Source organism: Pontibacter anaerobius (assembly GCF_026241195.1).
GTDB lineage: Bacteria > Bacteroidota > Bacteroidia > Cytophagales > Hymenobacteraceae > Pontibacter > Pontibacter anaerobius.
The window spans coordinates 696,114-715,437 of record NZ_JAPFQO010000001.1 but is presented as its reverse complement, the minus strand read 5'-3'; the positions used below and the strand labels follow the sequence as shown (position 1 = coordinate 715,437).

Below are 19,324 nucleotides of genomic sequence, written 5' to 3'. Positions count from 1 at the left end.
CTTAGACTTAGTTTTTAGGAGTTTCCTTGTTAGGTGTACCCTCTGGAGTTCCAGTTACCGGATTGTCTGTTACAGACTCTCCGCCAGCTTCATTCGCAGCCTCTGAACCGGCAGACACGGCTGTGCCAGTCTCCCCTTTCTGGAGCTGCTGTACGTACATCACTATCTTCCATCGTTCAGTTGGGTCAACCTGTGAGCCGTGCGGCATCATTCGGCCTCTACCATAGGTTATCACATGGAAAATGTGGCCGCCTGGCAACTCCGCTACGCGTCCTGCTGTGTAAGAAGGAACACCTTTGAATTTTTGTCCAACCAGCCCCTGCCCGTCACCTTCTGCACCATGGCAAGGTGCACAGAAGCGGCTATACAGCACTTTACCTTCTTCCAGGTTTTCTGTGGTTCTAGCTAGCGGGTTCTTCAACTCCGCACCTGCCGCTTCAGCGTTATCTTCAGACAAGTATAAGTTATACCCTTCCTTGCCACGCGCTACCGTACCTTTAGCAGGTTCGCGCATGTTCATTCCGGCCGGGTTAAATTTATTTTCCTTGATCTGTGAATAAGGATCCAGCGGAACAGAATGGTACATGTCCGGAGCATACTCCAGCCCTGGGTCTTGCTCATTGCTGCAGGAAATGAGAATTGCAGCAGAGAAAAGTATAGCTGAGGCCTTAAAGCCTGTGTTTATAAGTCTTTTCATTATTTTACTACCTCCTTCTCATTAACTTCTATAGCACCGTTAGAGCGCAGCAGGTCGTTTAGGGCAGTCATGTTGGTTACGCCGTCCTTTACTTCTATTGCCATCACAAATTTGTCGTCTGTAGAGCGCTTATCAAACACATTCACTTTCAGTGACGGCTTCAACTTCGAAACGATGAAGAAGGTGATTACCATGCTGAATGCACTAACAAGTACGGTCAACTCGAAAGTTACCGGGATGAATGACGGAAGTGCGATGTGTGGCTTACCACCGATAATCATCGGCCAGTCGAAGCCCATCATCCAGATCTGCATCCACAACGCGAACGACATACCGAATAAACCTCCAAAGAAAGCTACAATCGGGAGTCTTGATCGCTTGATACCTAACACATCATCGATGCCGTGTACAGGATAAGGAGAAAACACGTCATAAATCTTAGTTCCGGCTGCGCGGATATTCTCGATGGCTGTTAACAGCACATCTTCATCATCATAAATACCTAGAACAAACTTCTTATTCATTGCGATGTGTATTAGAGTTCAAATCCTTGTCAGTAGCATGCATAGTTGCAGCTGCGCCATGGTGGTGTTTCACTTCTGAAGAGGACTTCAGGATAGCCTTCACCTCGGCCATGTTCACTACTGGGAAAAACTTCGCAAACAGCAGGAACAGTGTAAAGAAAAGTCCGATGGTACCAACGTATACACCAATGTCGATGATGGTTGGCGAGAACATTGCCCAGGAAGAAGGCAGGAAGTCTCTGTGTAGGGAGGTTACGATAATAACGAAACGCTCGAACCACATACCAATGTTCACGAAGATGGAGATGATGAATGTGGCTGTTAAGCTTCTTCTGATTTTTCTGAACCAGAAAAGCTGTGGCGTAATCACGTTACAAGTCATCATCGACCAGTAAGCCCACCAGTAAGGACCGAAAGCACGGTTAATGAATGCGTACTGCTCATACTCTACTCCTGAGTACCAGGCGATGAAGAACTCTGTAGTATAGGCAATACCTACAATCGAACCCGTCAGGATGATTACCTTGTTCATCGACTCCACGTGCTCCAGTGTGATGTAGTTCTCCAGGAAGAATACTTTTCTGGTGATGATCATCAGGGTAAGTACCATTGCGAAACCTGAGAAGATCGCACCTGCCACGAAGTATGGAGGGAAAATGGTTGTGTGCCAGCCCGGGATCACGGACGTTGCAAAGTCCATGGATACGATCGTGTGAACCGAAAGTACCAGTGGTGTTGCTAAACCGGCAAGTATAAGGGAAACTGTCTCGTAACGAGACCATGCTTTAGCGGAACCAGTCCAACCGAATGAAAGGAAAGCGTAAGCTCTTCTTGCAATTGGTCCTGTCGCGCGGTCACGGATGGTAGCAAAGTCAGGAATAAGACCGATGTACCAGAAAACCAGTGATACCGAGAAGTAAGTTGAGATCGCAAATACATCCCAAAGAAGCGGCGAGTTAAAGTTAACCCAAAGCGAACCGAATGTGTTTGGCAACGGAAGTACCCAGTAAGCCAGCCACGGACGGCCCATGTGCAGAACCGGGAACATCGCGGCGCAAATCACGGCGAAGATCGTCATCGCCTCTGCTGCGCGGTTAATCGAAGTTCTCCACTTCTGACGGAACAGCAGGAGGATGGCGGAGATCAGCGTACCAGCGTGACCGATACCTACCCACCACACGAAGTTGGTGATGTCCCATGCCCAACCTACTGTTTTGTTAAGGCCCCACTCCCCTATACCATACCAAAGCGTGCGGTATACAGAGTAGATAAATATAGCTAAGCCTACCAGTGCAACGGCAAGGGCAGCGGCCCAACGTGCGTTGGGCTTGGCCTCCACTTGTCTGCAGACATCTTCGGTGATGTCGTGGTATGTTTTCCCCCCCGTTACAAGAGGCTCTCTTATCGGAGATACATGCTGCATATTGCTCTCAGTATTAAATGTTAAGCTAAGTTTCTAATTTTAGTCAGGTACGTCACGTTTGGCTGGGTGTTAAGCTCTTCCAGAACGTGGAATGCGCGCTCTCCCTGCTGACGGGCAAGTACCTTCGAAATACGGCTCTCCGGATCTTTCATATCGCCGAACACAATAGCCTCTGTAGGGCAAGACTGTGCACAAGCTGTAACGATCTCACCATCCTTCGGTCTTCTGTTCTCGCGTTTCGCCTCCAGCTTACCTAGCTGCACACGCTGTACGCAGAAGGAGCATTTCTCCATCACACCTCTGCCACGAACGGTTACATCCGGGTTCAGTACCATTTTGCCAAGGTCTGTGTTCATTGGCTCATTGAAGCCAAACTTCTCGTTGTTGGCGTATGCGAACCAGTTGAAACGGCGTACTTTATAAGGGCAGTTGTTTGCGCAGTAACGTGTACCAACACAGCGGTTGTAAACCATTTGGTTGATACCCTCTGAACTGTGCATTGTTGCTGCAACCGGACAAACAGTCTCACAAGGGGCGTGGTTACAGTGCTGGCAAAGCATTGGCTGGAAAATTACAGATGGGTTATCCGCTGGATGCTCCATCTCTGCATAATCCTTCTCCTCGTGCTCTTTTGCGCTGTAGTATCTGTCAATACGCATCCAGTGCATTTCACGACGGTTCAGAACCTCCGCTTTACCTACAACCGGAATGTTGTTCTCCACATTACAGCTCATGGTGCAAGATCCACAACCGATACAGGAGTTCAGGTCGATAACCATACCCCAATGGTGGTTCTTGTACTCGTAATCATCCCAAAGGGAGATAGTGGCTGGTTTAGCAGGTCCTTCGTGTGTGGCAAGACGGATGTACTCCGTTACACCTTTTGGATCCTCTTTATACTTAGCCAGTGTGCTCTCCTGCACTACAATACGGTCCATAATCGTATGGTGCGTCTGTGTCTGTGCGATTGGAGAAGTGGCATTTGTTTTTTCCAGCTTAACACCGCTAGTATACAATACGGTGTTATCAGCAACCGTTGCAATAGGGAAGGCGTTAGCGCCCGAGCCTTTTGCTACAGGCATTGCCTCCAGGTCACGGCCATAGCCCATGGCAATAGCCACAGTGCCGTTTGCCTGGCCTGGCTGGATCAGCGCAGGAAGTTCGATGCTCTCATTGTTAGCAAACGTTACCTTCAGCACGTCTCCCTGCACCACCTGCATCTCCTCTGCCATCAGACGAGGCATCGCTACATAGTTACCCCATGTCGCTTTAGAAACCGGGTCAGGAAGCTCCTGCAGCCAAGGGTTGTTAATAAACTCACCTGCACCGATGCTTACTTTTTCATACAGTACAGCCTCGATTGCGGCTGGTTGTATCTTTTTAACAGAAGTAGAGGCAGAAGCTGTTGTGGTGGTTACCTTTAGTAAGCTTGAGCCGTTCTCTAGAACACCATCATGTACTGCTTTTTCCCAGAACTTATTGAAGTCTCCACTCGCTACTGATCTCCAGTTGCTGCGGATGTACTCGTAGAAATCTGTTTTGCTATCGCTCCACACCAACAGGCTGTCCTGCATCTGGCGGGTAGTAAAGATTGGGCTGATAGCTGGCTGAGAAAGGCTCAGGAAGCCTTTTTTCGGCTCAAAGTCGTTCCAAGACTCCAGGTAATGGTGGTCTGGCGTTACGAAGTCAGCAAACTTGGCTGTTTCCTCTACTCTATCGGCAAAAGATACTTTCAGGCCTACCTTGTTCAGACCGGATACCACTTTCGCGGAAAGCGGGTGGTTGTATACCGGGTTAGCGTTGTAGAAGAACACGGCTCCTACAGAACCAGCGTTCATTTCATCTATCAGGCGGATCATAGCCGCATCGTTACCCTGCTTCACATAGTATGGAGCAGCTGTATCGATCGTAGCCCCATCAGCACCTAAGGCACTGTTGATAGCCTTTACCATCGCCTGAACACCCGGATCATTAGAACCAGACACCACAAGGGCTTTGCCCTGGTTTGCCTTCAGGTCTTTAACAGCCGCCGCCAGCACTTTCGCGTCAGCAGCAGATCCTGAAGCAGCGCCCTGACCTGTGATGGCGTTGTAAAGCGCAGTAACTACAGCAGCCTCGTCAGAAGGCTTGATCGGAACGCGAACGTCTGCGTTGGAGCCAGTCAGTGACAAGGCCGTCTCGAACTGGTAATGACGGGACATAGATGGGTTGTCCGCGTCTACTTTTCTTGTTTGTATATATTGCTTCGCAAAAGGAACCGGGGCTACCCATGTTCCCAGGAAGTCTGCATTGATGCTTACAATGATGTTTGCCTTGCTGAAGTCATAGCCAGGTATAACGCCGCCGTTGGCCTGAAGCAGACCGGAAGCGGAGTTGGCATCATACGTTACGTGCTCGAAGTTGCTGAAGCGGGCTCCGAACTCATCAATCAATTTCTTAGTAGATGGGCTAATGATTGTTGAAGAAACGAAAGCCACTTTGCCGCTCACGTTGGCAAGACGGGACTTGATTTGCTTATCAACATCTTCCCACTTCGCCTCTTTACCGGCAATCAGCGGGTAACGCAGGCGGTTGGTGTCATAGAGGCCAAGCAGTGCCCCCTGCGCTTTCGGGCTTGTACCAAGCGGTGTAAGGCCAGAGCTTGGGTTTGGCTCTATTTTAATTGGTCTTCCTTCACGGGTCTTTACAAGGATGCTGTTGTAATCTCCATTCAGGTAAAATGTAGAGGCATACCAGTTTGCTACACCTGGCTCCACATCTACCGGCTTGTTCAGATATGGAATAGCCTTGCGCACCGGAGCCTCGCAAGAAGCCAGTGATACGGCAGCCATACTAAATCCTAAAAGCTTCAGGAAGTCGCGACGGCGTGTTTTACCGTTTGCAGACGACTCACCCCCTTCGACTTCGTTAACCGGCAGGAATTCTGGAAACTCATTATGAGCATGCTTCTCGAATTCCGGAGCATTTTCCAGCTCCTCAATTCCTTTCCAGTATTTTATTCTGTCTTGCATATTATATCTAGAAAACTCGAATACTTAATTGAAATAGAGATTGATTAGTAGTGACACTTAGAGCACTCCGTACCACCGTTTGAAGACACCGTGAAAGCACCTTTAGATGATGACTCGTGCAGTTCCACCAGCTTATCGTAATAACCATTGCCCTCTGTGTTCAGCGGCGTCTCGCGGTGACAGTCGATACACCAGCCCATGGTAAGTGGAGAATACTGGTAAACCACATCCATTTCTTCGATTGGGCCGTGGCAGGTCTGGCACTCTACACCACCCACCTGGGTATGCTGCGAGTGGTTAAAGTAAGCCAGATCAGGCAGGTTATGGATACGCACCCACTGAATTGGCTCGTTACGTTCGATGGCTTTGTATATCTTCTGAATCTCAGCTGATTCCGTCTTAATCTGACTGTGGCAGTTCATACAGATGTTAGCAGAAGGAATGCTCGCGCTTCTGCTTTCATACACAGTAGTATGGCAGTAGTTACAGTTGATCTGGTGCTCTCCTGCGTGCAGCTTGTGCGAGAAAGCAATCGGCTGCTTAGGCTGATATCCTTCCTGTATACCGATACCCATTACTTTATCCAGAGACAGGTCTAGCAGCACCACCACAAAGATGAGCACAACCAGCGTACGAACAGCCTTAGATCTATAGATCTTAGAGAAGTCAAAATGCTGGTTAACAACCTCTGCGTCATACTCATTCAGCGTACGGTTCTTGTTCAGGTAGTTCTTAAGCAGCGACGTGATCAGCAACAGCGTAACCACCAGCACAATCAGCACGATGATTAACACGACCAGCACGATATCCAGGTAACCGCCGATAGCACCGGCAGCACCGATCGCCTCTGTACCTACATTCTCGCCTGCAGTAGCACCCGGTACTCCGGCTGCCGGCGCAGTAGCCACTCCCTGACCAGACTCAATGTAAGCTAGTATAGACTTCACCTCATCATCAGAGAAGGCGAAAGAAGGCATCGCCTGCTTGTTGTACTCATTGTAAACAGCTATTGCATCCGCATCGCCTGACTGAATGAGCGCCTGTGAGTTTTTGATCCAGCTGATCAGCCATGATTCGCTGCGTTTATCTGTTACACCCTGAAGACCAGGACCAACAATCACGTCGCTTCCAGCAGAGTGGCAAACAGCACAGTTGTTCTTGAAAAGTGCCTCTCCCGCTGAAATCACTGCCGGGTCTCCAGAAGACGCTGTTGCACCCTCGGTAGCGCCTGGCTCTACACCTTTTTGGGCTACCTGTGCTTGCTCTGTGGCTTGTGCGTACGCACCGAACGAAACCACTAAGGCTAGCAGGAAGGTGTACAAAATTTTTGCTTGAGTTTTAAGTATACAGCTAATCATAGCCAAGATCACTTGTGTTTAGTATATGATATGGTGAATTTACTTTACGGGCACAAATCTACTATGCGAATTCCATTATTCAAACAGAATAAGTTTATTATTTGGCCTCAGCTGCACCACCACCTCTTTACACAGCTACCTGCTACCAAAAACCCATTTCTAATGCAATTTAAGCGATTTTATTTAAATCGATTCTAAATAACATCGCTTCTACCACCTTTTAAGCTATATATAAATAATGATACAATTTCCATCTTTAACACCAAACGTTACAATCCAATTTTATGTTTGTTTAATTTGCACTTACCAAAGTATAAATTGTCCTATTATTTACTTTCAGGATCTTCTCCTATTTGTTTTTGCAGAAGCTCTACCAAGATTTTTCACACCTATATATAATAAGGTGTAGCCATACCTCCGTCATACCTGTTACTCACACAAGCAGCATTGGCTTTCGCTTAATTATCTCCTCCTCTATTGCTATTTATAAATAAGCGCCTTACCTTTGCAGGCTAAAATTATAACCATAAATCGAACCGATGGAATTGAGAAATTACGAAACTGTCTTCATCCTGACGCCTCTGTTGAACGAGGTGCAGATGCAGGAAACGGTCGAGAAGTTCAGAGAGGTGCTAAAGGAAAATGGCGCCGACATTATTCATGAAGAGAACTGGGGTCTTCGCAAACTGGCTTATCCAATCCAAAAGAAGTCTACAGGTTTCTATCACCTGATCGAATTCAAAGCGCCTACTAACGTAGTTGACGCTCTGGAGCTGACCTATCGCCGTGATGAAAAAGTAGTTCGTTTCTTAACAACTGCCCTTGACAAGCACGCTGTGGCTTACAACGAGCGCAGAAGAAACGGCGAGTTCAAATCACAAGCTAAAAAAGAGGAGGTTAAAGGATAATGAGCTTAGTTAACGAAAGAGTACACAAACAAGAAAACCGTCAGAAATACTGCCGTTTCAAGAAGAGCGGTATCAAGTATATCGACTATAAAGATGGTAACTTCCTGCTGAAGTTCGTGAACGAGCAGGGTAAGATCCTTCCTAGAAGACTTACTGGCACAAGCCTGAAGTTCCAGCGCAAAGTGTCTCAGGCTGTTGCCCGTGCAAGACACCTTGCCATTTTACCTTATGTAACGGATTCTTTAAAATAAGGAGGTCGAACGATGGAAGTAATACTTAAAGACGACGTTAAAGGCCTCGGCTACAAGAACGATATTGTTGAAGTAAAGCCAGGTTACGGCCGTAACTACCTGATCCCACAGGGTCTGGCAGTTATTGCTGACAAATCAAGCAGAAAAGTTGTAGCTGAAAACATCCGTCAGGCTGCACACAAGGCTGAGAAGATCCAGAACGATGCACAGGAGCTGGCTAACAGCATTGGTGACATCACGCTTGAGCTTCCTGCTAAAGTGGGTGAGACTGGTAAGATCTTCGGTTCTGTAACTACTAACCAACTTTCTGAGGCCCTGAAGGCGAAAGGATTTGATGTAGACCGTAAGCGTATTTCTTTTGACCAGGACGTGAAAACAGCCGGTGATTACACTGCTACACTGAACCTGCACAAAGAAGTGAAGCACCAGGTTAACTTCAAGGTAGTTGCTGAATAAGCATATCCGAAAAGACTACTACTAAAGCGTCCTGCCTTACCGGCAGGACGCTTTTTTTTCGCCATATTGCACGTATATCCTCCTAGCTAAACTCTACCGCGCTATGTTCCGGACTGAAGTACAGGTACCCCGCTCTGGCCTTGACCTTACCCTGCAGCACAAGGTGCTGACCATTGGCTCCTGCTTTGCAGATGTTATCGGCAGCAAGCTACAGCAGCACAAGGTGGATGTACAGGTGAACCCCTTCGGCACGATCTTCAACCCCATCTCTGTAAGCATGCTGCTGCAGGCTGCCGCTGGCCGGCCTTATACTTTTGAGGAGCACCTGGTGCAGCATAATGGCATTTGGTACGCTTACGACCTCCACTCCTCCCTCTCCAGCACGAGCAAAGAGGAGCTCCTGCAAAGTATACAGCAGCGTTTGCACCAAACAGGAGAGCAGTTAAAGAACGCTTCACTCCTGATCGTGACACTGGGCACGGCCATAGCCTACCGTTTACAGGACAGCGGCAAGGTAGTGGCCAACTGCCATAAGCTACCTGCCGCTAATTTTAAGCGCGTGCTGCTCACGATGGAGGAAATGTCAGCCGCATTTGAGCAGATGCTGACGCAACTTAAGCAGGTAAACCCATCCCTGAAAATACTACTGACGGTTAGCCCGGTGCGGCACATTAAAGAGTCGATCGAGATGAACAGCGTGAGCAAGGCCAGCCTGCGTTTGCTGTGCCATCAGTTGCAGGTAGCCCATCCACAGGTTTTATACTTCCCTGCTTACGAGATCATGATGGATGACCTGCGCGACTACCGTTACTATAAAGAGGACATGCTGCACCCTACGCCGCTGGCCGAAGCGTATATCTGGCAGAAGTTTGTAGAGGCATACTATACTGCGGACTTCCGGCAATTTATAGGCAAGTGGGAGAAAATACAACGGGCTGTGTCCCACAGGCCGTTCCACCCACACACCGAGGCACACCAGAAGTTTCTGCGAAACACCCTGCAACAGCTGCAAGCCATGGAGCAGCAGTACAATATTGATGTAAGCAGCGAAACCGAAGCCCTGCAAAATCAGCTGTTACCTTAGCCATACCAGCCCAAAGAACACTTTTGCCTGCCTTGTGCGTAGAACTGAATCACACAAACAGACAAAAGACACAGCAGTTTATACGTGGCCAGCCTCCAGTTATACTTTGGCATGGTTCCTTAAAGTATGATCTATACTTTGCTGGATGAAGTATAGAACTGCTGGGTCTTTTCGCTAACCGTTTAGAGCTATGGCAGGAGACAAGAAACCCAACCGACTTCTACAGGAAAGCAGCCCTTACCTGCTGCAGCACGCTTATAACCCGGTGGACTGGTACCCCTGGGGCGAGGAAGCACTACAGAAAGCGAAGCAGGAAGGCAAACCCATACTTGTGAGCATTGGCTACGCCGCCTGCCACTGGTGCCACGTAATGGAGCATCAGTCGTTTGAGCAAAAAGGCATAGCCGAGGTAATGAACAAACACTTTGTATGTATAAAAGTGGACCGCGAGGAGCGCCCTGATGTGGATGCTGTATACATGGATGCCCTTCATGCCATGGGTTTGCAGGGTGGATGGCCGCTGAACGTGTTCCTCAACTCCGAGGCCAAGCCGTTTTACGGCGGCACCTACTTTCCGCCAAAGCAGTGGAAGACCCTGCTTACTAACATCGCTGAAGCGTATAAAAAGAACCGGGATGAGTTAAATGAATCGGCGGAGCAGTTTGTGCGGCACCTAAACCGCAACGAGTTGGAGAAGTATGGCCTGGAGCAGCAGAACTACCATGTGCGCGAGGAGGACTTTAAGCTGATCGGCCACAACCTAAGCACGCAGTTCGACAAAAGAACGGGCGGTTTGGGAGGAGCTCCAAAGTTCCCGATGCCCGCCAACTACCTCTTCCTGCTACGCTACCACCACCACACCAGCGACCAGACCATCCTGAACCACCTGCACCTGACACTCCGGGAAATGGCCTACGGCGGTATATACGACCAGATTGGCGGTGGCTTTGCCCGTTACTCCGTGGATGCCGAGTGGCTGGTGCCGCACTTCGAGAAGATGCTCTACGACAACGGCCAGCTCGTGAGCCTTTACGCCGAAGCTTACCAGGCTACGCACGAATCGCTGTACCATGATGTGGTGTATGAGACAATCGCTTTTGTGGAGCGGGAGCTCATGAGCCAGGAAGGTGGTTTTTACTCTTCCCTGGACGCTGACAGTGAGGGCGAGGAAGGCCGTTTTTATACTTTCACGAAGGATGAGCTGCATGATATCTTAGGCGCTGAGGAACCGATTTTCTCCAAGTATTACCACGCCACCGCCTCCGGCAACTTTGAGCATGGCCGAAACATCCTGCACCGCCGCATCTCTGACGAAAAGTTTGCCAGTGAGAACGAGCTGGAGATGGACGTGCTAGAGGAGATGGTGCAGACCTGGAAACAGAAGCTGATGGAAGTACGCGCCAACCGCATTCGCCCGGGGCTGGATGACAAGATCCTGACCTCCTGGAACGCACTGATGCTGAAAGGCCTTGCCGATGCCTATTATACTTTCGGCAACAAGCATTTTCTGGAGCTGGCCCTGAAGAACGCCCAGTTTCTACTTAAACACCTGAAAAAAGAGGACAAACTCTATCATAACTATAAAGAAGGCAACACTACCATAGATGGCTTCCTGGACGATTATGCCCTACTGGTCCGTGCGCTGATACGCCTGTACGAGGTAACGTTTGATGAGCAGTGGCTGCTGGAGGCGAAACGGTTAACGGATTATACTTTGGAGAACTTCTTTGACGAAAAAGAGAGCCTATTCTTCTTCACCGATAAAAATGCAGAGCAGCTCATTGCCCGTAAAAAGGAAATCTTCGACAACGTCATCCCCTCCTCCAACTCTGTGATGGCCACCAACCTGCACTTCCTAGGTTTATACTTTGATGACGAACGATACTCCTCCCTTTCTGACGAGATGCTGGCGCGGGTAAAAGACCTGCTGCTGAAGGAGCCGTCGCACCTGGGTAATTGGGCGTCTTTATACTTCCACAAGCTTACGCCTACGGCCGAGATCGCCATCGTAGGTCCGGAGGCACCGGAGATGCGTGCCGAGCTCACCTCCTTTTTTATCCCAAACACCATCTTGCTCGGTGCCACAGATGCAACAGGCACGAAAATTCCGCTACTGGAGGATAGAGTGGCGATCAATGGCAAAACCACCGTGTATGTGTGCTATAACAAAACATGTCAGATGCCGGTACATACTGCCGCCGAGGCGCTGAAACAACTGAAGGGTGCGGAGCAACAGCCTAAGTTTCCTTCGTTGTAGGCTTTGCTTTCACTGATTTCATACTTTGGGGGCAGCCAGCGCATACTTTAAGCTCTGGCTGCCCACCTTTTAAAGTATAAACCTGCCGATCTGTAAAACTTGGGTTCAGGAAATTGACTCAAAAAGGCGCTTTGTCCTGTGTCCTCCCCTACTTATCTATATCTGTTGTTACTTCGTCTAAGGAGCTTTTGTCTGTGCGGGCAAATGTGTAAATTAGGGGCTCAAACCAACTAATCTCCAATCTACTGATGACGAAACGTACCTATCTGAGTGTGGTACTGGCTGCGGCGCTTGCTCTCCCTTTCGGCGCGGCACATGCTCAGGACAAAAAGAAAGAAGACACCAAATGGCAGGTTGATGCCGAACACGGCCCACAGAAAGAGGTCTCCCTCACCACCGACGAAGGCACCTGGATGAGCCTGGACGTAAGTCCGGATGGCAAAGAGATCGTATTCGATCTGCTCGGCGATATCTACATCCTGCCTGCCACAGGTGGCAAGGCTAAGCTACTTCGCACGGGTCGACCTTACGAAGTGCAGCCACGTTTCAGCCCTGATGGCCAGTTTATCTCGTTCACTTCGGATGCAGGCGGCGGCGACAACATCTGGATCATGAAACGCGATGGCTCTGATGCCAAGCAAATTACTACCGAGAATTTCCGACTACTGAACAACGCTGTCTGGACGCCGGATGGCCAGTACCTGATCGCGCGCAAGCACTTTACCAACACCCGCTCGTTGGGTGCCGGTGAGATGTGGATGTACCACAGATCAGGCGGTGCTGGCGTGCAGCTGACCAAGCGTAAAAACGACCAGCAGGACGCTGGTGAGCCATTTGTATCACCGGACGGAAAGTATGTATACTACTCCGAAGACATGAGCGGCGGCTCTACCTTTGAGTACAACAAAGACCCGAACGGCCAGATCTATGTGATCCGCAGAGTAGACCGCAACACAGGTGAGATTGAAAACATTGTGACTGGTAACGGTGGCTCTGTGCGCCCAACCATCTCTAGAGATGGCAAGCACATTGCTTTTGTGCGTAGAGTGCGTACCAAGTCGGTGCTTTTCGTACAGGACCTGAAAACCGGCGAGCAATGGCCGATCACAGACAACCTGAGCAAAGACCAGCAGGAAGCCTGGGCTATCTTCGGTGTATACCCATCTTTCTCTTGGACACCAGACAACAAAAGCATCGTGTACTGGGCGAATGGCAAGATCAATAAAGTAGATGTAGCCACGCAGAAAGTAACCAACATACCTTTCGAGGCTACTGCCACGCATTACATTGCTGATGCCGTGCGCCACGATTTCAGCAAGAACGGTGGTGTATCTCCAAAGCAGTTCGAAGCGAAAGCTATTCGCCATGCCTTGACTTCTCCGGATGGAAAGCTACTGGTATTTAACGCTGCCGGCCATATCTACAAGAAAGAACTGCCGAACGGTAAGCCGGAGCGCATCACCAACAGCCAGGACTTCGAGTTCTACCCTGCGTTCTCTCCTGATGGCAAGTATATCGTTTATGCTACCTGGAACGATGACAGCTACAGCAACATTATGAAGCTGGACATCCGCAAAAAGAACGCAAAACCAACGAAGCTTACTTCTGAGAAAGGTTTCTATTCAAACCCGGTGTTCTCGCCAAACGGGAAGCTTATTGTTTACAACAAGGAAGGCGGCAACAATCACATGGGATATGCGCATGGTAATGATCGCGGTATATACTACATGAGTGCTGATGGCGGTAAGCCGACTTTTGTACAGAAAAATGGTTCTTCCCCACTTTTCAATGCTGCTTCTGACCGCATTTTCTTCACGGCCCGTACCGGCGATAAGTATGCTTTCAAAAGCGTAGACCTGAAAGGGAAAGAAGAGCAGACGCATTATACTTCTAAGTATACGGAGCAGTTCTACCCAAGCCCTGATAACAAGTGGATTGCTTTCGTAGAGTTGTTTAATGGCTATGTGGCTCCGTTCACAGCCAATGGTTCTGGTCTGGAACTAAGCGCAGAGACAAAGGCAGTTCCGGTTGCCCGCTTCACCCGCGATGCCGGTACAAGTGTGCATTGGTCAGGCGACAGCAAAAAAGTAAACTGGGTACTGGGCGATGAGTATTTCTCCAACGACCTGAAAGACCGCTTCACATTCGTAGAAGGCGCTCCGGATAAACTGCCTGCCATCGACACAACGGGTACTAAGATCGGCCTAGTGCTGAATACAGATACGCCGGAAGGTAAAGTGGCATTCACGAACGCGCGCATCATTACCATGAAAGGCGATGAAGTAATTGAAGGCGGAACGATTGTAGTAGACGGTAACAGAATTGTAGCCGTTGGCAAAAACGTAACCGTACCGAAGGATGCCAAAGTAATTGACGCTGCCGGTAAAACGATTATGCCGGGTATAGTGGATGTGCATGCACACTTAGGTACTTTCCGATTAGGTATGAGCCCGCAGAAGCAATGGTCATACTATGCTAACCTGGCTTATGGTGTAACCACTACCCACGACCCGTCTTCCACTACCGAGATGGTGTTCAGCCAGTCTGAGGCCGTGAAGGCCGGTAACATGGTTGGTCCGCGTATTTTCTCTACAGGTACTATCCTTTACGGTGCCGATGGCAACTTCAAAGCTGTTGTAAATGGCATTGACGATGCCCGTTCGCACCTGCGCCGTTTGAAGGCAATTGGTGGATTCTCGGTGAAGAGCTATAACCAGCCGCGCCGTGAGCAGCGCCAGCAGATCATTCAGGCTGCCCGCGAACTGGACATGACCGTGGTACCGGAAGGTGGTTCTACGTTCTTCCATAACATGAGCATGATCCTGGATGGCCACTCAGGCATTGAGCACAACATACCTGTTGCACCGCTTTACAAAGATGTAGTAGAAGTATGGAAGGCATCTGAAACTGGCTATACCCCTACCCTGATCGTGAACTATGGCGGTAACTCCGGTGAGTACTACTGGTACCAGAAAACCAACGCCTGGGATAAAGAACGCCTGCTTAAATTCACGCCACGTTCTATCATTGATGGCCGTTCACGCCGCGTGACTTTAGTACCAGACGAAGAGTATAAGCATGGCCACATCCTGACATCAGAAGCTTGTAAGCAACTAACTGATGCCGGTGTAAAAGTAAACTTAGGCGCTCACGGTCAGTTACAAGGCTTAGGTGCACATTGGGAACTATGGATGCTGCAGCAAGGCGGCATGACAAACCTGGAGGCACTTCGCGCCGCTACATTAAACGGTGCTGAGTATCTGGGCATGGGTAATGAGATCGGCTCCCTGGAAACTGGCAAACTAGCTGATTTAATCGTACTGGACCAGAACCCGCTGGAGAACATCCAAAACACCGAGCACGTGAAGTATACGATGGTGAACGGCCGCCTGTACGATGCCGCAACCATGGTTGAAACAGGTAACTACAACAAACAACCTGGCAAGTTCTGGTGGGAAAACAGCCGTACAGCTACTGCCTTTGATTGGCACGAAGGCACCGACACCCGTTTTGAGGGTATCGCCGGTGAGCACTGCACTTGCCGACACTAAGAAATTATTAGCATAAAGTATAAAACGGCTGCTCCTGTTGGGGCAGCCGTTTTTGTTTTACATGGCGCGAGCGTCCACGCTCGTGACGTACTATAGCGGGGCCTCTGGCCCCTTTTGCTTTTATACTTTGTGCTAAATTCCACGTACTAACCTGCATGTCTGAAAAGTATAAAATACACCCTGAAGGCACCTTCTTTATCACACTAACAGTAGTAGGCTGGATTGATGTATTTACAAGAAGAGAATATGCTGATGAAGTAATTGCAAACTTAAACTACTGTATTGAACATAAAGGACTTAAATTATACAACTATTGCATCATGCCAAGCCATCTGCATATGATTTGTTCGGCGGAGAATGGCAATCTAAGTGACATACTTCGTGATTTCAAAAGCTATACTGCCAAGCGAATTATCTCCCTTATTGAAAGCAATCCAACTGAAAGTAGAAAAGATTGACTGTTATACTTATTTCGGTTTTTCAGGCAGCATACGATGCATAACAAAGAGTTTAAATTCTGGCAACAGCACAATCATCCCATTGACCTGACTGATGCAAAGCTGTTCGATCAAAAGTTAAACTATATAGAACAGAATCCTGTGGTTGCTGGCCTGGTGACTGAGGCTACTTACTATACTTTTAGTAGTGCTAATCCGGATGGTTTGGTGATATTAGCTGAGATTTGAACTAGTAACGGGGCCAGAGGCCCCGCTATAGCCGGTCACGAGCGTGGACGCGCGCGCCTTGGTTGCTACAATCAGCCACTACTCCCTCAGCGCCGCCAGCACGCGCTTAAACAGCTCATTCTGCTTGCCATCATGCCAGCGCCATACGATCACGATGTCGTGCTCTGGGTCTACCCAAACGGTGTTCTGGCCTGCGCCCAAGGCTGCGTAGCTGGTGGTGGGGGCATCAGGCCAGGCTTTGCCTTCGGTGTTCAGCCACCACAAGTAACCATAGTCAGGACCAACCGGGCCACGGGATGTAGTAGCTTCTTTAACCCATTTTTCAGATATCAGCTGTTTATCTTCCCAACGGCCATGGCGCAGAAACAGGTAGCCGAAACGGGCTTCGTCGCGGGCACTGATCCAGAGGCCGCCACCCCAGCGGGTACCGCCGCTTACCGATGGCATCTGCTTCCCGTTTATCTCTACTGTAGAATTTCTGTAGGGCACCCATCGCAAGGTTTCGGAGGCATCCATCGGGTCCATAATCTCGTCTTCCAGCACCTCCGGCAATGGCTTCTCCCACAGGCGCAGCAGCGATAAAGCAAAGCGGTTAATTCGGGTGTCGTTGTACTCGTAGAAAGTACCTGGCTCCTGAATCTCGCGTGGCTTGCGCTCTCCACGTCCAAAGGCTTCTTTGCCGATAAAGTCATCTTTCTTGCCCCACATCTCGCCCTGCCACTCGCTGGTCTGGCGGGCGTGGTGCTCCCAGGCAATTTTTCTGTTATGCTCTGAGTCGTAGCCTCCATCCTGCACATACTTTGCCACAGGGTCGTTTATACTTTGGAGCATGCCTTTATCCAGCGTAAGGCCGAGAATGGTAGATAAAAAGCTTTTGGCAACACTATAGGTCGGGTCCGCGGCTTTGGTATCGCCCCACTCTGCCACAATGTAACCATCCTTAAGTATAATGCCATTGGTATTGGCCCTGCTGGCTGGCAAAGGCCCAAGCGGCTCGCCGAATATCTCTTTCTGCGTTGAGAAGTCTTTCTCGATCTGGGTTGTCTCCTGCAGCTTGGCCCACTCCACAGCCTCCTGCAGCAAAGCAGGGTCCATGCCTAGATCTTCGGGGGTGCGGCGCTCCCAGTCATCTCCTTCGCCAGGGTAATAGTAAGTCGATCGGGTTTGCTGCGCTTCTGCAGTGGCAGTAGTGCTTTGTTGCGGCTGCGGCTGACAGGACGAAAAGCCCAGGGCAAGCACCAGCGCCAGGTAAGTATGTTTTAGCATAGGTCTATGTTGTTTCCTTCTACAATCTATAAAAAATTGCTTACTCTGCTAGCGTTGAAAACAAAAGTGGTGGCGCAACTGTATGAAAACATGCAACAGCAAATAAAATCAATGTTACAGATACAGGTATACTCCGACTATGTTTGCCCCTACTGCTTTTTTGGGGAGGTGGTGCTGGAGCGGGCACTGAAAGGACTGGAAGACAAAGTGCAGGTAGAGTGGATGCCTTTTGAGCTGCGCCCCTACCCCACGCCCACGCTGAAACCAGAAGAAGAGTACCTCCAAACCACCTGGAAAAACTCGGTTTACCCGATGGGAGAGCAACTGCAGGTGCCGATCGTGTTGCCAAAAGTTTCGCCGCAGCCGTACACGCACAAGGCTTTTGAGGGGTACCAGTATGCTAAAGAGTATGGCTTGGGCGAGGCATACACGCACCGCATGTTCACGGCCTTTTTTCAGGAGGAGCAGGATATTGGCGACATAGAGGTGCTCGTGAAATTAGCCGGAGAGGTGGGGCTGGATAAGCAGGAGTACCGGGAGGCGCTGGAGAAGAACAAGTATAAGGCAGCTCACCTAAAAGAGTTGAAGCATGCCTATGAGGAAGTAGACATATCGGCTGTTCCTACCTTCATCATCGGTAACAAAATAGTGCGGGGCCTGCTGCGTCAAGACGACCTGCGCCGGCTGATAGAACAGGAGATCGGCTAAAAGAGCCTGAGCATTATAGTGTTCCAAATCCTATTCTACTAAAAGTATGATTTTTCCGGCAGCATGCCCCTGCTCACTGTAGCGGTGTGCTTCGGCTGCCTCTTGCAGGGGATATTCTCTGTCGATGACAGGCTTGACTTTACCGGCCTTTATCCAGGAGGTGATAAGCTCAAGATCCCGGATCCTATCATGGGTAAACATGGCTTTGAGTTTCTTATCTGAGAACACGGAAAGCGCGAAGCCAAATACTATGTCCTTTGGATCGGGTACGGTGGTGACGTAGCGGCCATGGTGGCGCAGGCTTCCTTTACTCTCTAGGTATGAGCTTTTGGCCACCGCATCAAAGATAAGGTCGTACCGATCCCTTGCTGCTGTGAAATCCTCCCTGGTGTAGTCTATCACTTGGTCTGCCCCCAGACTTTTCACCAGTTCCATGTGGTTGGAACTGCAGACGCCTGTTACCTCCCCAGCGCCCAGTGCTTTGGCAATCTGCACGGCAAAAGAGCCCACACCGCTGGAGGCACCGTTTACTAGCACCTTCTCGCCCTGCTCCAGCTCCCCTTTGTCCCGCACTCCCTGCAGGGCTGTGAGCGCGGCAAGCGGCACGGCTGCAGCATGGGCATAGGTGAGGTTAGAGGGCATCAGCGCGGCGGTGTCTGCTGTGATGAGCGCAAACTCCGCATTGGCCCCTCCTATCCCGTCCGTCATGCCATACACCTTGTCGCCGGTATTAAACGCTGTTACGTTAGCTCCCACCGCTGCTACCTCTCCGGCTATATCGCGTCCTGGAATCTTCGGAAAACTGAGACCCGACACAGGGAGCAGCTTGCCAGAGCGGATCTTCCAGTCTACTGGGTTAACGCTGGAGGCATGCACCCGCACCAGCAGTTGGTTATCTCCCGGCTCCGGCTTTGGCTGCTCGCCGTACTGCAGCACACCGGCGTCGCCATACTTCTCGTAAAATATTGCTTTCATAGTACTGGTGTTGTTGATATGAGTTCTTGTGCGTACGACCCGGAACGTGTGCTGTTGATTTTATACTTGTATAAGCAGCAAAACACACCTAAAGCATACACATCGTACTAAATACCCCTAAGTTTATACTTCCTCCTGCACTTGATGCCCTGAACCGTACCATTTAAAG

The 19,324-nt window shown here is 49.7% G+C and carries 16 protein-coding genes; 9 read left to right on the top strand and 7 right to left on the bottom strand.

The annotated features are described in order from the left end of the window. Positions 1-7: 7 nt before the first annotated feature. From OO017_RS03220 to OO017_RS03200, 5 genes are read right to left on the bottom strand one after another with little or no spacing between them, the layout of a single operon-like run. Positions 8-697, bottom strand: coding sequence for a c-type cytochrome (locus OO017_RS03220; protein WP_266050988.1), 690 nt, complete (start codon positions 695-697; stop codon positions 8-10). Continuing rightward, the gene (locus OO017_RS03215; RefSeq protein WP_266050987.1) at positions 697-1,221 is read right to left on the bottom strand and encodes a DUF3341 domain-containing protein; all 525 of its coding nucleotides are present in this window, start codon (positions 1,219-1,221) and stop codon (positions 697-699) included. Before OO017_RS03215 ends, OO017_RS03220 begins: the two co-directional genes overlap by 1 nt. Further along, positions 1,214-2,644, bottom strand: a complete 1,431-nt coding sequence (gene nrfD / locus OO017_RS03210; protein ID WP_266050986.1) for an NrfD/PsrC family molybdoenzyme membrane anchor subunit — start codon at positions 2,642-2,644, stop codon at positions 1,214-1,216. Before nrfD ends, OO017_RS03215 begins: the two co-directional genes overlap by 8 nt. Positions 2,645-2,664: 20 nt before the next feature. After that, a complete protein-coding gene (locus OO017_RS03205; protein WP_266050985.1) occupies positions 2,665-5,655 on the bottom strand; it encodes a TAT-variant-translocated molybdopterin oxidoreductase in 2,991 nt (996 codons plus the stop codon). A 44-nt stretch (positions 5,656-5,699) separates the two neighbouring features. Continuing rightward, entirely contained in the window at positions 5,700-6,980 is a 1,281-nt protein-coding gene (locus OO017_RS03200; RefSeq protein WP_439651296.1) for a c-type cytochrome, read from the bottom strand. A gap of 572 nt (positions 6,981-7,552) precedes the next feature. On the opposite strand from OO017_RS03200, the gene rpsF reads away from it, so the two are divergent. The 8 genes from rpsF (at position 7,553) to OO017_RS03160 (ending at position 16,206) form a co-directional block, all read left to right on the top strand. Then, entirely contained in the window at positions 7,553-7,921 is a 369-nt protein-coding gene (rpsF, locus tag OO017_RS03195; protein ID WP_266050983.1) for a 30S ribosomal protein S6, read from the top strand. Then, positions 7,921-8,172 carry a 30S ribosomal protein S18 gene (gene rpsR, locus OO017_RS03190; protein WP_007652662.1) on the top strand — a complete coding sequence of 84 codons (252 nt, stop codon included), beginning with the start codon at positions 7,921-7,923 and terminating at the stop codon, positions 8,170-8,172. The genes rpsF and rpsR overlap by 1 nt, the downstream gene beginning before the upstream one ends. Positions 8,173-8,184: 12 nt before the next feature. Then, complete coding sequence (gene rplI / locus OO017_RS03185; RefSeq protein WP_266050982.1) at positions 8,185-8,628, top strand: 50S ribosomal protein L9; 444 nt, start codon at positions 8,185-8,187, stop codon at positions 8,626-8,628. 103 nt (positions 8,629-8,731) lie between these two features. Then, entirely contained in the window at positions 8,732-9,712 is a 981-nt protein-coding gene (locus OO017_RS03180) for a GSCFA domain-containing protein (protein WP_266050981.1), read from the top strand. A 190-nt stretch (positions 9,713-9,902) separates the two neighbouring features. Beyond that, a complete protein-coding gene (locus OO017_RS03175; protein ID WP_266050980.1) occupies positions 9,903-11,969 on the top strand; it encodes a thioredoxin domain-containing protein in 2,067 nt (688 codons plus the stop codon). Positions 11,970-12,217: 248 nt separating this feature from the next. After that, positions 12,218-15,520 carry an amidohydrolase family protein gene (locus OO017_RS03170; protein ID WP_266050979.1) on the top strand — a complete coding sequence of 1,101 codons (3,303 nt, stop codon included), beginning with the start codon at positions 12,218-12,220 and terminating at the stop codon, positions 15,518-15,520. 155 nt (positions 15,521-15,675) lie between these two features. Then, on the top strand, positions 15,676-15,978 hold the full coding sequence (locus OO017_RS03165) for a transposase (protein WP_266050978.1): 303 nt from the start codon (positions 15,676-15,678) through the stop codon (positions 15,976-15,978). Positions 15,979-16,014: 36 nt separating this feature from the next. Further along, positions 16,015-16,206 carry a hypothetical protein gene (locus tag OO017_RS03160; protein ID WP_266050977.1) on the top strand — a complete coding sequence of 64 codons (192 nt, stop codon included), beginning with the start codon at positions 16,015-16,017 and terminating at the stop codon, positions 16,204-16,206. A 78-nt stretch (positions 16,207-16,284) separates the two neighbouring features. Here the strand turns inward: OO017_RS03160 and OO017_RS03155 are convergent, their stop codons facing one another. Further along, a complete protein-coding gene (locus tag OO017_RS03155; protein ID WP_266050976.1) occupies positions 16,285-17,472 on the bottom strand; it encodes a serine hydrolase domain-containing protein in 1,188 nt (395 codons plus the stop codon). 111 nt (positions 17,473-17,583) lie between these two features. Here OO017_RS03155 and OO017_RS03150 point away from each other — a divergent pair, with 111 nt between their 5' ends. Continuing rightward, positions 17,584-18,180, top strand: a complete 597-nt coding sequence (locus OO017_RS03150; RefSeq protein ID WP_266050975.1) for a DsbA family oxidoreductase — start codon at positions 17,584-17,586, stop codon at positions 18,178-18,180. A 30-nt stretch (positions 18,181-18,210) separates the two neighbouring features. Here the strand turns inward: OO017_RS03150 and OO017_RS03145 are convergent, their stop codons facing one another. Beyond that, the gene (locus OO017_RS03145) at positions 18,211-19,155 is read right to left on the bottom strand and encodes an NAD(P)-dependent alcohol dehydrogenase (RefSeq protein WP_266050974.1); all 945 of its coding nucleotides are present in this window, start codon (positions 19,153-19,155) and stop codon (positions 18,211-18,213) included. Positions 19,156-19,324 lie beyond the last annotated feature (169 nt).